General features: G+C 68.0%; 11 protein-coding genes. All 11 read right to left on the reverse strand.

Translation table 11 applies throughout. The features are described from left to right. Window positions 1-2: 2 nt before the first annotated feature. The gene (locus CK944_RS13380; protein ID WP_103173566.1) at window positions 3-902 is read right to left on the reverse strand and encodes an FAD:protein FMN transferase; all 900 of its coding nucleotides are present in this window, start codon (window positions 900-902) and stop codon (window positions 3-5) included. Between the two features lie 4 nt (window positions 903-906). Further along, complete coding sequence (locus CK944_RS13385; RefSeq protein WP_103173567.1) at window positions 907-1,479, reverse strand: nitrous oxide reductase accessory protein NosL; 573 nt, start codon at window positions 1,477-1,479, stop codon at window positions 907-909. Further along, complete coding sequence (locus CK944_RS13390; protein ID WP_103173568.1) at window positions 1,476-2,297, reverse strand: ABC transporter permease; 822 nt, start codon at window positions 2,295-2,297, stop codon at window positions 1,476-1,478. Before CK944_RS13390 ends, CK944_RS13385 begins: the two co-directional genes overlap by 4 nt. Then, complete coding sequence (locus CK944_RS13395) at window positions 2,294-3,190, reverse strand: ABC transporter ATP-binding protein (protein WP_103173569.1); 897 nt, start codon at window positions 3,188-3,190, stop codon at window positions 2,294-2,296. Before CK944_RS13395 ends, CK944_RS13390 begins: the two co-directional genes overlap by 4 nt. Continuing rightward, entirely contained in the window at window positions 3,156-4,484 is a 1,329-nt protein-coding gene (locus CK944_RS13400; RefSeq protein ID WP_103173570.1) for a nitrous oxide reductase family maturation protein NosD, read from the reverse strand. The genes CK944_RS13395 and CK944_RS13400 overlap by 35 nt, the downstream gene beginning before the upstream one ends. A gap of 2 nt (window positions 4,485-4,486) precedes the next feature. Further along, window positions 4,487-6,439 (reverse strand): TAT-dependent nitrous-oxide reductase, encoded by a 1,953-nt coding sequence (gene nosZ, locus CK944_RS13405; protein ID WP_103173571.1) that lies wholly within the window; start codon window positions 6,437-6,439, stop codon window positions 4,487-4,489. 17 nt (window positions 6,440-6,456) lie between these two features. Then, complete coding sequence (locus CK944_RS13410) at window positions 6,457-8,691, reverse strand: NosR/NirI family protein (protein ID WP_103173572.1); 2,235 nt, start codon at window positions 8,689-8,691, stop codon at window positions 6,457-6,459. Continuing rightward, the gene (locus CK944_RS13415) at window positions 8,688-9,032 is read right to left on the reverse strand and encodes a hypothetical protein (RefSeq protein ID WP_158247998.1); all 345 of its coding nucleotides are present in this window, start codon (window positions 9,030-9,032) and stop codon (window positions 8,688-8,690) included. Before CK944_RS13415 ends, CK944_RS13410 begins: the two co-directional genes overlap by 4 nt. Before the next feature lie 241 nt (window positions 9,033-9,273). Continuing rightward, complete coding sequence (locus tag CK944_RS13420; RefSeq protein WP_103173574.1) at window positions 9,274-11,097, reverse strand: response regulator; 1,824 nt, start codon at window positions 11,095-11,097, stop codon at window positions 9,274-9,276. Further along, on the reverse strand, window positions 11,090-11,950 hold the full coding sequence (locus CK944_RS13425; protein ID WP_103173575.1) for a protein-glutamate O-methyltransferase CheR: 861 nt from the start codon (window positions 11,948-11,950) through the stop codon (window positions 11,090-11,092). The genes CK944_RS13420 and CK944_RS13425 overlap by 8 nt, the downstream gene beginning before the upstream one ends. Next, window positions 11,947-15,036 carry a response regulator gene (locus CK944_RS13430; protein WP_239986070.1) on the reverse strand — a complete coding sequence of 1,030 codons (3,090 nt, stop codon included), beginning with the start codon at window positions 15,034-15,036 and terminating at the stop codon, window positions 11,947-11,949. The genes CK944_RS13425 and CK944_RS13430 overlap by 4 nt, the downstream gene beginning before the upstream one ends. Window positions 15,037-15,117: the final 81 nt, after the last annotated feature.

Genomic DNA, 15,117 nt, shown 5'->3' on the forward strand with positions numbered 1-15,117 from the left:
GGTCAGGCGGGGGCCGCCTCCTCCAGCCGGGCGGCGGGGAATGCGGCCATCAGCCCGTCCAACGCGTCCCGGTCCCGCGTCAGGCAGGCGGCGGTGGACAGCGCATCGGCAAGCGCGGCGCTTGGCGCGGAAATCGTGATGGCCCCCCAAGGAGAGGCCACCGGACCACCCGTGCGCGGATCCAGGATGTGCCCGTCCCGCCCGCCCGCGTCGAAGCAGGTGCCCAGCGGGGCCGAGGTTGCCAAAGCCCGGGCCGACAGCGGCAGGCTGCCGCCTTTGGTGGTGCGCACGGGCCAGGAACGCTGGCCCAAGGCGCGCATCTCGCCCGTGTCGATCAGGATGTCGGTCAGCCCCTGGGATTCCAGCAGCGCCGCCACGCGGTCGGCGACATAGCCCTGGCCGATGCCGTTCAGGGTCAGCGCCATGCCGGGGCGCAGGGTGATCGCCTGGGGCGACATCCGCACCCCGTCCCAGCCGCCCCGTTCCAGGGCCGCGTCGCGTTCAGCGGACGTGGGGCGGCGGCCCTGCACAGCAGCTTCGGCCCACAAGGCCCACAGCGGTTGCAGCGTCACGTCGAAGGCGCCGCCGCTGGCGCGATGCACCGCGCCCGCCTGCGACAGACAGTCCAGCAGTTCGAAGGGCGGATTGTCCAGCCGCCCCGTCCGGTTCAATTGCGACAGGGCGCTGTCGGCGCGATACAGCGACAGGATGTTTTCCAGCCGGTCGATCTCGGCCAGGCAGCGGGCGGTGATCGTGGGGGCGTCGGGATGATCCAGCCGGATCGAGGCGCGGGCGCCAAGCGCCTGGCCCGTCCAGTGGCGGGCGGGCGCGGCGGCAAGCGCGCCGGGCAGGCAGGCCGCGATGGCGGTGATCGTCAGGAAGCGGCGGCGGGTCAGGGTCATGGTTCTATCCCTCGGCCGGGCGCGACAGGGCGCGCAGGCGGTCTTCGAAATCGGCGTCGTCGGCGGTATCCGCCGGTCCCGTTTCCTCGGGCGTCAGGACCAGATCGTCGGGAATGTCCCCCAGGCGCATGACGGTGCCGCCTTCCTGTGCGGCAAAGGCGTCCGCTGCCTGACGGGTGCCAAAGGGCACCGCCTCGGGCGCGCCCATGCCGCCTTCGCGGGCGGAACCCAGGACATAGAAGGCATCATCCGCGTCGATCCAGTTGCCCTGGCCCGGATCGTCCCAGGTGGCGCCGGCGGCGCCCATGTCGTTGACCTGCATCGCCAGGATCGGGTGGCTTTGTTCGGGCAGGCGCCCATAGGCGATGGCGTCGCGGACCTGGCTGAAGAACAGCGGCGTGCCGGGCATCCCCTCCAGATGAACCTGCGCCTTGGGTCCGGGATGTTCCAGAAGGTTCATCTGGCAGAAATGGCCCAGCGTCTCGGCACTCAGTTCGACCGGGGTGATGTCCTGCGCGACCTCCTGCTTGCAGGCGGCAAGGGACAGGCACAGGGCCAGGATCAGGGCGGGTCTCATGGCGTGACCTTTCGAAAGGCGGCGATGGCCAGCATCAGGGCCAGCAGCGGCCAAAGGGCGATGGACAGCGCCGACTGCCACAGGGGAATGGCCGCCGCCGCGCCACCCATGCCGCCAGCGGCCGCACTGGCTTCGGCGGCGGCAAGGTTGAACAGGCGGAAGGCATCGGCGGGATTGGCCAGCAGCGCGACGGGCAGCGCCTGCGTGGTCAGCGCGCCGCCCCCGTCCGACACGATCAGCGCCAGCAGCACCAGATCGTAAAGCACCACCGCCCCCAACCACAGCCCGACCGCAAGCCCCGCCGCCCCCGACGGCCTGCGCGCAAGTGCCGACAGCGCATAGCCCGCGCCCAGGAAGGTCGCCCCCAGCAGGACGGAACTGGCGACCAGCCGCAGCAGCGCGGGCAGCCCCGCAGCCGACGCCGGGTCCATCCAGAACGCCGCCCCCGCCGCCGCGCCATAACCGGCACAAACCGCCAGCGTCAGGATCGCCAGATGCGCCAGCAGCTTGCCCGCCAGCACCTGCGCGCGCGAAACGGGATAGGTCAGCAGCAGCGGCAGGGTGCCGCGCTCGACCTCGCCCGCGATGGCATCGAAGCTCATCAGCAGGGCGATCAGCGGGACCAGATAGACCGCCAGCGAGGTCAGCGAGGCCACGATCACCGACAGCCGGTCGGCGCCGATGTCGCCCGTGGGCGCAGCCCCTGCGGCCGCAAGCACAAGCGCAAAGACCACCATCAGCGCCACGGCGATGGCGACCCAGCGGTTGCGCCCAGCGATGCGGAATTCGACGGTGGCGGTGGACAGGATGCGGTTCATTGCCCGTCCCTTCTGCTGAAATGGGAATAGATGTCTTCCAGGCTGGGCGGGATCACCTCAAGATCCGCGACCTGCGGAAGGCCGGTGATGCGCGACAGCACCGCCAGCTTGTCGTCCTGCGCGATGTCCAGGTGCAGCCGCCCGTCGCCATTGACCCGCGCCATGGGCAGGGCTGCGGCCAAGGCGGCCTTTTGCCCGGCAGCGGGGGCCACGCTGATCGCCACCGGCAGGGCGGCCTTGCGGCGCAGGTCGGCCAGCGATCCCTCGGCCATCAGCCGCCCGCCCGACAGGATCAGGATGCGGTCGGTGCGCGCCTCGACCTCGGTCAGGGCGTGGGACGACAGCAGGATCGCCGTGCCGCCCGCCGCCAGATCGTCCAGCAGCGCATAGAAATCGCGTCGCGACACCGGGTCCAGACCCGAGGTCGGCTCGTCCAGAACCAGCAGGCGCGGCTTGCCGATCAGCGCCTGCGCCAGGCCCACGCGCTGCCGCATCCCCTTGGAATAGGTGCCGATGCGGCGCTTCGCGGCATCCGCCAGGCCCACGCGGGCCAGCAGGTCCGGGGCCTGCACCGGGCGTTCGCCGCGCAGGGACAGGTAATGGCGGATCTGTTCCTCGCCCGTCAGGGCCGGGTGGAAGGCCGCGTTTTCCGGCAGATAGGCCACCTGCGCGCGGGCCGCGGCCGATCCGGGCGCCGCGCCGCAGACGGTGACCGCGCCGCTGTCGAAGGGGATCAGGCCCAGGATGATCTTCATCATCGTGGACTTGCCCGCGCCGTTATGGCCCAGCAGGGCCACCCGCTGGCCGGGTTCCACCGTCAGGGACACGTCGCGCAGCGCCTCGACCCCCGCAAAGCGCTTAGTGAGATGCGATATCGTCAGGGTCGATGTCATCATAGGTTCCTTTGGCCCAGCGTCCCGCCACCTCGGCCTCCTGGGCCTCAATTTCGGGGGCGACGGGGATGGTCAGGGGGCGCATCAGCGGATGGCTGTCGGTGACGCCGCCGGGAAGGGTGGCGGGAAAGCTGGACTGGCTCCAGCGGACAAGCTGCACGGCGGGGGATCCGGTCAGAAGGGCGGCGGCGGGCTGCGACCACAGGATATGGTCGATCAGGTCGTTGGGACGATAGGTGCCGTCGGCCACCCCGTCGCCGTTCAGGTCATAGGCGGGGTGGTCGGACCAGAAGTTGCCGCGGCCCTCGTGGCTCCATTCCATGAAGCGGGTGCCCACGTATTTCACCTGCTCGCGGTTGGCGATGAAGGCGTTGCCGGTCAGAACGTTCCTTTCGGATCCGGCGGTGAAGTGGATGCCGATGCCGCACCCTTCGAAGCGGTTGTCCCAGATCAGGTTCTTGTGGGCATTGTAGATGAACAGGCATTTCTTGGCCCCGCCCCGGATCAGGTTGCCGGTCACGTCGGCATTGTTGGCATAGTTCAGCATCAGCCCGTGTTCGCGGTCCCCCAGGCTGAGGTTGTTCAGGATCTTGGCCCGATCGGAAAACATGATCGCAAAGCCCAGGTGGTTGCCGATGCTGGTGTTGCCCGACACCTCGGTGTTGCGGGTATACATGAAATGCACCGCGAACCGCAGGTCGCGCAGGATGTTGTTGCGATAGACGCTGTCGGCGCTTGCGTTGGAAAAGATGCCGTCGCGGCCGTATCGGATCACGTTGCCATCCAGCAGCGTGCCGGGGCTGTTCCAGACATAGATGCCGTTGCCGCGTTCGTTCATCTGCCGGTTCTGGCGCCCGGTAATGCGGTTGGCCGTGACCTGCGCGTCGCGCCCGCCATGCACGTCGATGCCGTGCATGTTGTCGGTCAGGACCAGCCGGTCGATCCGCGCGCGGTCCGCGCCCTTCAGGATCTTCACGCCCGCGTCCAGATCCTTGTTCTGCCCGCCCGATCCGGTGACGGTGAAGCCCGTCAGCACCACATCGGGGGCATCAACGGTGATGACCGTCCCCTGCCCCTGCCCGTCCACGACGGCCCCTTCCGGGCCGGTGATCGTCAGGGGGCGGTCGATGGTGACGGGGCCAGGATAGGCCCCGGCTGTCAGCACCAGCACATCGCCGGGGGCGGCCCCGGCGATGGCATCGGCCAGCCTGCCCGGTCCGGGCTGAACCCGATGCTCTGCCCCAAGGGCGGGCAGGGCAATCAGCAGGCCAAGGATCAGGGCAAGCAGGCGCATGGTCAGGCGGCCTTCGGTTCGACGAACATCCGGCCGCGCATCTCCATGTGCAGGGCGTGGCAGAACCATTGGCAATAATACCAATAGACGCCGGGCGCGCCCGCCACGAAGGTGACGGAACTGGTCTGCTGAGGCCCGATCTCCATCGCGACGCCGTGGTTGCCCAGGGTGAAGCCGTGGGTCAGGTCGTCGATCTCGTCCATGTTGGTGATGATGACCGTCACCTCGTCGCCCTCGGTCACCGTGAAGCTTTCCAGGCTGAAGTTCGGCGCCACGCTGGTCATATAGACGCGGACCTTGTTGCCGTCGCGGATCACCGTGTCGGCCCAGTCGTCGATGTTGACGCCATCCGCCTCGGCCTGGCGGCGGGTTTCGGCCCACATCGGGTCCTGGCGGTCCCAGACCGACTTGATCCCCGACAGGATCGCCGGATCCACGGCAATCGCGTCATGGGGCTCGGCGAATGTCGGGCCGTCATGGACCAGAACCATCTTGTCGCCCGAGATGTCGATCAGCTGGTCGTTTTCCGGCTTCAAGGGACCCACGTTCAGGAAGCGGTCCTTCGAGAACTTGCACAGGCAGACCAGCCAGTCGTTCTGCGCGTCCAGCGTTTCGCCCATCACCGTCTTGAGATGGCCGGGCTGGTAATGCACGTCGATCTTGTCCTTGATCGGATCGACGTCCTCGCCGGCATAGGCGCGGATGGCGTCCTCGATGCTCCACTTGACGACCTGGCTGTCCAGGAACAGCGAGGTATAGGCAAAGCCGCGCCCGTCAAAGGCGGTGTGAAGGGGCCCAAGCCCCAGTTCCGGCTCGGCCACGACGGCGCTGCGCGGATCGGCGTTTTCCGTGAACAGCGCGTCGAACCGGGTCACGTCCAGGACGGTCACCGTAGGCGACAGCTTGCCCGCCACGCACAGGTGCTTGCGGTCGGGCGCCATGTTGCAGCCATGGGGGTTGTTGGCGATGGGGATATAGCGGGTGAAGTTGCTGTTCGCCTCTTTCCGGCCATCGACGATCTTGCAGCCGTTCAGTTCCTGGTATTCGCCCGCCGCGATCGCGCGTTCGATCTCGGCCAGGTTGAAGACCACGACGTGGTCCATCTCGGCCTCGGTCATCTCGGCCAGGGTCATCCCCATTTCCGAGTTGTAGGAGGTCGAGAAGGCCCATTTGCCTTCATAGTCGGCGTCCACGTTGTCCAGGTTGCCCGATACCAGCACCTGCCAGGCCACCTTCATCTCGTCCGCGTTGACCGCCGTGAAGACGTTCACATAGGTGGACGGATCGTCCATCGTGGTGCCGTCGTTGACCAGCGGCGCCTCGTCCTCGCCATTGGCGAACAGATAGTTGGTGCGCGGGAACTTCTGCGGGCGGAAGCCGTGCATGGCCTTGGCGTTGGGGATTTCCAGGACCGCGTCGGTCTTCATCACGTCGCAGCGCACGCGGGCCACGCGGCTGTTGGCCTTGTCCTGCATGTACAGATAGCGGCCGTCATACTTGCCCTCGGTGAAGGACATGTGGACGTGGTGCAGGTCGCCGTTGTCGTGGATCCGCTTGCCGTTGGCGGCCAGGATCTTCTTGGTCTTTTCCGTCATCCCGCCTTCCAGGATGCGGATGGATTCGTTGGTCTGTCCCCAACCGGTGGCCGAACAGCGGTTGAAGACCGGCACGCGCATCAACTCGCGCATCGAGGGCACGCCCAAGATGCGCATTTCGCCCGTCTGGCCCGACGACCAGAAGCCGTAATAGGTGTCCAGCTGACCCGGCGCCACGCTGCCGTCCGCGCCGGTCGCCGCCACCGCGGCGCCCGTCGTGGCGGCGGTGACGCCCGCCGCGCCGCCCAGGCCAAGCGCCAGCCGCCCGCCGAAGGCGGTGGCGGTGGCGGCCGCCGCGCCCCCTGCGGTCGCGCCCAGCAACATCCTGCGGCTGAGACCTCTTCTTTCGACTGTGTCCATTGTCGTCTCCTGTTTCATCAAGTAGAGGGTTCGGTGACGCGGGCCGCGTTGGGATGGCCCGCGGGGGGCCGGCCCAGGTCGGGGACCGCGCTTGCCGCCAGCTTGTCGCGCCGCTTCATCTTCTTGATGACGACGGGACAAACCTTGGGCGAGTGATAGAGCACCTGGCAATGCAGGCAGTTGACGCATTCGTTGGGGTTGATTTCCCCGGTCGGATGGATCGCCTGCACGGGGCATTCATGGGCGCAGATCTGGCAGGGATTGCCGCATTCATGATAGCGTTTCAGCCAGTCGAACATGCGGATCCGCGCCGGGATCGCCAGGGCCGCGCCCAGCGGGCACAGATAGCGGCAATAGAAGCGTTCGACGAACAGCCCCGCCACCAGCAGCGCCACCGCATAGGCGACGAAGGGCCAGGCGCGCACGAAGTTCAGGATGATCGCGGTCTTGAAGGGCTCGACCTCGGCCAGGCGTTCGGCCTGCTCGACGCTGGCCAGGGACACGCCGAACAAGCCCAGGAAGATCATGTACTTGATCGGCCACAGCCGTTCGTGCAGGCCCCAGGGCAGCGTCCATTGCGGGATGCGCAGCTTGCGCGCGACCTGGTTGGTCAGTTCCTGCAGCGCGCCGAACGGGCACAGCCAGCCGCAATAGGCGCCGCGTCCCCAGAACAACAGCGCGGCCGCGACCGCGAACCACAGGATGAAGGTCAGCGGATCCAGCAGGAAGGCCTGCCAGCTGAAGCCCGTCACCACCGACCCGGTCAGGGCCATGATGTTGACCACCGACAGTTGCGCGTTGAACATCCATCCCAGCACGATCAGCGTGACCGCCAGATAGATCATGCGGAAGGCATAAAAGCGCCGTTCGTTCCTGACCGCGTAATGCTGGAAGAAGAACACCCCGGTCAGCACCAGCAGCATGACCCCCAGGACGGCGATCTTGACCTGCGAATCCAGCCAGATGCGTTTCCACAACTCGGCCTGGGCCTGGCTTTCCTCGGCCGCGGGCGCGGCGGCAGCGGCAGGGGCGGCCTCGGGGGCGGGGGCCGGGGCCGCGACCTGGCGCAGGTATTGCGGCGGCAGGTCATAGCCCAGGTCGAAGGTCTGGAAGACCTTGTCGATCGGCCCGACCTCTCGCTGCACCAGCAACTGGATGCGGAAGGGTTTCGTCGGGTCGAAGCCGGTGCCCGCCGGGATGCGGAACAGGTCCATTTCCGCGAAATCCGGCGCGCCTTCGGCGGCGACGCTGTTGATGCGGCGGTGATCGCGGTCGCGGAAGCGCACGGACACGTCGTCCTGGATCAGCACGATCCGGTCGAAGATGCCGCCGCGCACATAGCCCGACCCCTTGAAGCTGTAGAGCCCGTCGCCAAAGACCGCGATGGCCCGGTCGCCCTCGGCCAGCCAGCCGCGCAGGTTCTGGTCCGCAGCCTCGCCCAGGATCGCGCGGCCGATGGCGGGGACCGATACAAGCGCCACCTGCATGTCGATGAAGGTCGTCTCGGGCGGCTCGGTCAGGGCACGCTGGGCCGCGCGGGGGTCGGGATTGGCGGCAAAGGCCTCGTTCACCTGGCCCACGTCCAGCGACAAGCGGCGCAGGGTGCCGTCGCCTTCCATCGTGGCCCAGTCGGCGGGGGCCTGGGCGGTCGTGTCGATCTCGTATCGCGGGCCGGTCGCCGCGGCCTCGGGGGCCAGACCGCCAAGGCCCAGGGCGCGCGCGACCTTCAGGCCCGACCGGACGATGGAATCGTCGATCACCATCACCGTGACCGTGGCGCCGGAGATGATGTCCACCTCGTGCGTGGTGCCGCCCGACTGCGCCTCGGCCACCAGATCCAGGCCCTGGTAACCCTCGACCAGGGTGCGGACCTTGGCTTCGGGGATGCCGATCAGGACGATGGGTTCGGAATGCTTGACCAGCCGGACCCCCGCCACCTTGCCGTCGGGATCCACGGCCACCAATGTATGGATGGGCTTGCCGGAATAACCCGTCGTTCCCACGAAATCCGAGGTGACGAAGGCCCAGGCCACCGTCTCGCCACCCTTCAGCACCGGCGCCACGGCCAGATCCTCGCGCAGCGGGCCGAAGCCCTCGGCGCCGGGCACCAGGTCGGATGCGATCTGATCGGGAAGCAGCTGGGCCAGCACCGTCTGGGCGGCGGCAGGCAGCGGGACCGACAGCAGAAGCCAGGTCAGGGCCAGGATGGCCGACAGAAGCAGGCGATGCGGGGACAGGCGGAAGAAGATCATGCGCGGAACCAGGGGAATTGACGTGGGGGACCGCGCGACAGGGGACCGCAGGCCCTGTGGACAAGGACGGCGGCACCGGTCCGGCGCGGATGGATCGCGGATTCCCGGTCCGCAGGGCGCAGGGAATGGGCGGCGGGGGAAAGAACGGCGGGAAGCGGCGGCGCGCAGGCCGGACAGTCGCGGCAGTCCTGCGGGCCGCGGCCGGTGTCGTCGGGATCAAGCGTGACGGTCTTCATCACGCCGTCGCTGCAAAGGACCACCGTCATCGCCTCGGCGGCCGAGGCGAAGCCCTGCCCCCATGTCCCCGCCAACAGCAGAAACACCGGCAGAATCGCCAGCAAAAGCCGCAAACGATATGGATATGTGGCGCGTTCCATAGGCCCTCAATAGGTCGTGGCCGGGACCACGTCTTTGAGTTGGATCAAACAGCACACCCGCTATGCGGTTGATTGAATTGCACCCCGTGTATCAATTCAAGAAAATTTTTCTCCGGCCAGAAGGCATGGCGAAGATGCGCAGGTCAGATCGCGGAACGGCCTGCACCGTCTTGATCGGCGGGCCGGGCGCGCGCGCCGTCGAAGATCACTCGGCGGCGCGGGCGGTGCGGGCGTAAAGAAGCTCGCTCAGGGTCTGGTGCAGCGATGCGGGGGGAAAGGGCTTCTGGATCAGCGGCGCCTCGTCAAAGCCGGGCGGCAGGTGTTCGCGGCCATAGCCCGACACGAAGCAGAACGGCACCGCCGCCCGACGCAACCGGTCGGCCACCTGATCGACGGGCTGCCCCTTCAGGTTCCCGTCCAGCAGCGCCAGGTCGAACCGCACCTCCGCCAGGGCCGAGAGGGCCATCTCCACGGTGCGGGCGACATGGACCTGGCCCGCGCCAGCATGTTCCAGTTCGGCCTGGATGTCCATCGCCACCAGCGGCTCGTCCTCGACCACAAGGATGTTGCAGCCGCGCAGGATCGTCGCCGGTCCCGTCACCGCGCAGGCCTGCGCCTCGACGGGGACGGGTTCGCTTTCCAGCGGGCTGACGCCTTCGGACAGGCGGATGGTCCAGACGACGCCTTCGGGCCGCCAGTCGGCATGGACGGAATCGTCGTCGCCCCCGGCCACGGCGGCGATCAGGTCCGATCCGAACCCCGTGCGGTCAGGGGCGGTAACGGCAGGCCCGCCGGTTTCCCGCCAGGACAGCACAAGGCCGCCGTTCCGCATCGCCCAATCCAGATGCACCATCCCTTGCGACACCGACAGGGCACCATACTTGGCGGCGTTCGTGGCCAGTTCGTGCAGGGTCAGCGCCATGCGCAGCATGGTGTCGGGGGTCAGTTCCACCGCAGGCCCGCTGCGGCGCAGCCGGTCGGCATCCAGCGTGCCCACCCGGATCAGGTCGTCGATCAACTGGTCCAGCGGCGCACTGGACCAAGTCGAATCCGACAGGATCGAATGGGCGCGCGACAAGGCCTGCAGGCGGCCGACGAAGCCCTGCTCGAATTCGGCCAGATCGCCCGACCGGCGCAGGCCCTGCCGCGCGATCGCCTGGACATTGGCCAGCGTGTTCTTGATCCGGTGGTTCAACTCGCCCACCAAGAGGGACCGCACCTCCTCGGCGCGCTTGCGTTCGGTGATGTCCAGGATCTGCAGCGACAGGGTGCGCCGGTTGCCCCCCGTCAGGATCGAGCCATAGATCTCGCAGGGGATCGGGCCGCGCTCGGCATGGCCCAGGGGCAGTTCCGCCGAATGGCGCGGCGCCAGGTCGCCGGGCGACAGCCAGCCCGCCAGCACCGCCGCCCCCGCCTCGTCCATCCAGCCGGTCTCGGTCGCGGGCTGGCCCAGCAGGTCGGCGGCCTCGCGGCTGAACATCCGTTCGGCGCCCTTGGACCAGGCGCGGATCACCAGATCCTGGTCCAGCGTGACGAAGGCCAGCGGCGAATTGTCGGTATGGGCGCGCAGCAGGCTGGCCGCGCGGTCGCGGTCATGGGCGATGCGCTGCATCTCGTCGTGCTGGCGCTGCAGGTCGCGGGCCTGGCGGCCGATGCGGAAGAACACCTCGGCCTTGGATTTCATCACCAGCGGGTCGATAGGCTTGAAGATGTAATCCACCGCCCCCGCCTCGTATCCGCGGAAACGGCGGGTCTCGTCGCGCTCGGCGGCGGTCACGAAGATGATCGGCACGCTGCGCGTCCGTTCGGTGGACCGCATCAGTTCGGCCAGTTCGTAACCGTCGGTCCCCGGCAGATGCACGTCCAGAAGCGCCAGGGCGTAATCGTGGACCAGCATCAGTTCCAAGGCCTCGGCGGCGGTCTGGGCGTGGTCGATCACCAGCCCGTCGCGGCGCAGCAGCGCATCGAGCGCCAGGATGTTCTCGGGGATGTCGTCAACGATCAGGAACCGGATGGGTCTGTCAGGCATGGGCGTCTTCCGGGCTGGCGGTGCGCCGCCAGATGCGGCCGGGTTCGTCGAAGGCCGCGAAATGCCGCGCATGGGTCGAAAAGCGCAGCGTCTCGTGCGAGCCCAGGCCCAGGAAGCCGCCCCGCGCCAGACCCTCGGCGAACAGGCCCAGGGCGCGGTCCTGAAGCGAGGCGTCGAAATAGATCAGCACGTTGCGGCAGGACACCAGATGCACCTCGGAGAAGACCTGGTCGGCGGCCAGGTTGTGTTCGGTAAAGACCGTCCTTTCGCGCAGGCGACGGTCGAAGGCCACCCGACCATAAGCCGCCGTGTAATGATCCGCCAGTGTCCCCGCCCCGCCTGCGCGCTGATAATTCTGCGAAAAAACCGGCAGCCGGTCAATCGGATAGACGCCCGCCTCGGCGCGGGCCAAGGCGCGGCGGTTCAGGTCGGTCGCATAGAACAGGGTCCGGTCCAGCAATCCCTCCTCTCGGAACAGGATGGCCAGGGAATACAGCTCCTCTCCGTCCGCGCAGCCCGCCACCCAGACCTTGAGCGACGGGAAGGTCCGCAGATGCGGGATCACCTCGCGGCGCAGCGCCAGGTAATAGGTGGGGTCGCGGAACAGCTCGCTGACCTGCACGGTCATCGCGTCGATCACGTCGGGCAGAACGGATTCGTCGCGCAGGATCCGGCCCTGCAGTTCCGACAGGCTGGCGCAGCCCAGCCGCTGGCGGGCCAGATCGGCCCGCCGGACCAGCGAGGCGCGGGAATAGGACCGGAAATCGTAATGCCACCGGCGGTGCAGCGCTTCCAGAAACAGGTCCAGTTCCACCACATCCGCAGGATCGGCGGCGACGGGGGCAAGCGTCATCGCGGCATCCAGACCCGGGTCAGCGACAACAGCTTGTCCACGTCCAAGGGCTTGGACAGGTAATCGTTCGCGCCCGCCTCGATGCAGCGGTTCTGGTCCTCGGCCATGGCCTTGGCGGTCAGCATGATGATGGGCAGCGTCTTCCAGCGGTCGATCTTGCGGATCTCGCGCGTGGCGGTCAGCCCGTCCATTTCCGGCATCATCACGTCCATCAGCACCAGATCGACCTTGGGCGCGGCCCCGTCGTTGATCCGGCCCAGGGCCTCCAGCGCCTCACGCCCGTTCCGCGCGATCTGGACGGTCGCGCCATGGGGCTCGAAGACGCCGGTCAGGGCATAGATGTTGCGGATGTCGTCTTCCACCACCAGGATGCGCCGCCCGTCAAGCTGCGCGTCGCGGTTCAGGGACGCCGCCAGCATCTTCCGCTGGCGTTCGGGCAGTTCCGACACCACCTGGTGCAGGAACAGCGTCACCTCGTTCACCAGCCGTTCGGGCGATTTCGCGCCCTTGATGATGATCGACTTGGAATAACGCCGCAGCCGCTGTTCCTCGGCCTCGTCGAGCGCGCGGGCGGTATAGACGATCACCGGCGGGAAGGATGCGGTGCCGTCGCCGTCCAGCCGTTCCAGCAGATCGAAGCCCGACGCGTCGGGCAGCGTCATGTCCAGCACGATGCAATCGACCGTCTGGCTGCGGCAGATCTCGAAGGCTTGCGCCGCGGTGCCCGCCCCCACGGTCTCGACCTCGTCGCTGGCCAGAAGGGCGCGCAGACCCTCCATCTGGGCGGGGTCGTCCTCGACGATCAGCACGCGGCGCAACCGGCCCTTCAGGCGCTGTTCCAGGTTGCGGATGGCGGTTTCCAGCTGTTCGCGCGCCACCGGCTTCAGCATATAGCTGATCGCCCCCTGGGCCATCGCCTCGCGGGTGTAATCCTCGGCCGAGATCACATGCACGGGGATATGGCGCGTCGCCGTGTCGCGCTTCAGCCGGTCAAGCGCCGACAGGCCGGAATGATCGGGCAGGCGGATGTCCAGCACGATCGCATGGGGCAGGAACCGCCTGGCCGCGCGCACCGCGTCGTCGGCCCGGTCCACGCAGACGCAGCGGAAGCCCAGTTCGCGCGCCAGGTCGCACAGCAAGCCCGCGAAGGCCGCGTCGTCCTCGACCACCAGCATGACCCGGTCGCCCGGCTCGATCCGGTCGCGGTCGTCCGTCAGGCCCGGCAGGGCGGCCAGGGGGGTGTTGTCCTCCTCCCCCTCCCCTGCCCCGGCAATATCCGGCGCGGGGCCGGACGCGGCAACGGACGCGGGCGCCGGTGCGGCCTTGTCGGCCATGTCGGGCAGGACCAGGGTGAAGGTGCTGCCCTGCCCTTTCCGGCTTTCCAGGACGATCCGCCCGCCCAGCAGGTCGGCCAGTTCGCGAGAGATCGACAGCCCCAGGCCGGTGCCCCCGAAGCGGCGGGAAATCGTGCCGTCGGCTTGGCGGAAGGCCTCGAAGACGGCGTCCTGCTGGTCGGGGTCGATGCCGATGCCCGTATCGGCGACCGCAAAGGCGATGCCGTCGGGCGCGGGCGCGATGCGCAGCGTCACCCGGCCGCGTTCGGTGAATTTCAGCGCGTTCGACAGGAAGTTGCGCAGCACCTGTTCCAGCCGCGCGGGATCGGTCTGGATCGTGCGCAGCCCCGGCGCCAGTTCGAAGCCCAGTTCCAGCCCCTTGGTGCGGGCCTGTTCCTCGAAGGCGCGGACCAGCTTCCTGGCGACCTGCCCCGGATCGACGCTTTCGCGCGCGACCTCCATCTTGCCGGCCTCGATCTTGGACAGATCCAGGATGTCGTTGATCAGGACCAGAAGATCCTTGCCGGAGCTTTCGATGGTCTCGGCCCAGCGGACCTGTTCCTCGGTCAGGGTGCGCGACCGGTTCTCGGCCAGAAGCCGGGACATGATCAGCAGCGCGTTCAGCGGCGTGCGCAATTCGTGGGACATGTTCGCCACGAATTCCGACTTGTAGCGGCTTTCGCGCGCCAGTTCGATGGTCTTGGCTTCCAGGCTGCGGCGCGACCGGGCCAGGGCGTCGCGCTGATCCTCAAGCTCCTGGGTCTGGATTTCAAGCTGGCTGTTCTGCTGTTCCAGTTCGGCCTGCTGTTCCTCAAGCCGCCGTTGGCTGTCCTGCAGGGCGCGGCTCTGCTCCTCCAGTTCCTCGTTGGTGGCGGCCAGTTCCTCGGCATGGCTGCGCAGTTCCTCGGCCTGGTGGCGGGTTTCCTCCAGCAGATCCTGCAGCCGCTGCCGATAGGCCACCGACCGCAGCGCCAGGGCCACCCGTTCGCCGACCCGCTCCAGAAGATCCATCGCCCTGCCCGGCGGCGGCGCGTCGAAGCCGAATTCCAGGACGCCGTCGGTTTGCCGTCCTTCGCGGGTGGGCACGATCAGCGCATGGGCCGCCCGCCCCCGCGCCAGGCCCGAGCCCCAGCCCAGGGCCTGATCGGGATCCAGCGTCAGATGGACCGGCCGGCCTTCGGCAATCGCGCGGGCCAGATGGCCGGGCTTGCCCCGGACCTTTCCCGCCGGGTCGCCCTCATCCACGCCCCAGGCCGCCAGCCGTTCCACCCCCTGCCCGTCCACGGCATAGGCGACGGCGGCGCGGGCGCCCAGCCGGTCCGCCAGGACCCGCAGCACATCCTGGCCCAGTTGCCTGGCTGTCGGGTCGCCCTGCACGGCCTGCGAGACCTCGCCCTCGCCTTCGCGGATCCAGGCCTCGCGGTGCATGGCTTCGCGGCTTCCGATCAGCATCCGGCCCATGTTGCCCAGGATCAGATAGACGATCCCGGCCATGGTGCGGTTGACCGCGGCGATGCGCGGGTCGATCCCGGCCTGCCCGTCCAGGAAGAACCCTGCCGCCATCGCCACGCAGGACATGACCGCGACGGCAACCGGCGCCCAGGACAAGGTGGTCGAGAAGCTGAGCGCCAGCGGGATGATATAGATCAGCCAGACCGCGGTCCCCAGGCGGACATAGAGATCAAAGATGAACACCGCACATATCAAAACGACGATCAGGGACAGGATCGCCAGGTCTCTCGTCTTCGCCACGTTCTCTCCCCGACCCGACCCGCCCGGTCCGAATGACCAGCCGGAACGCCAAACACGCCCCCGGGTTCCTGTTCCAGGACG

The sequence above is a fragment of the Paracoccus sp. SY genome, from assembly GCF_002901215.1.
Taxonomy (GTDB): Bacteria; Pseudomonadota; Alphaproteobacteria; order Rhodobacterales; family Rhodobacteraceae; genus Paracoccus; species Paracoccus acridae.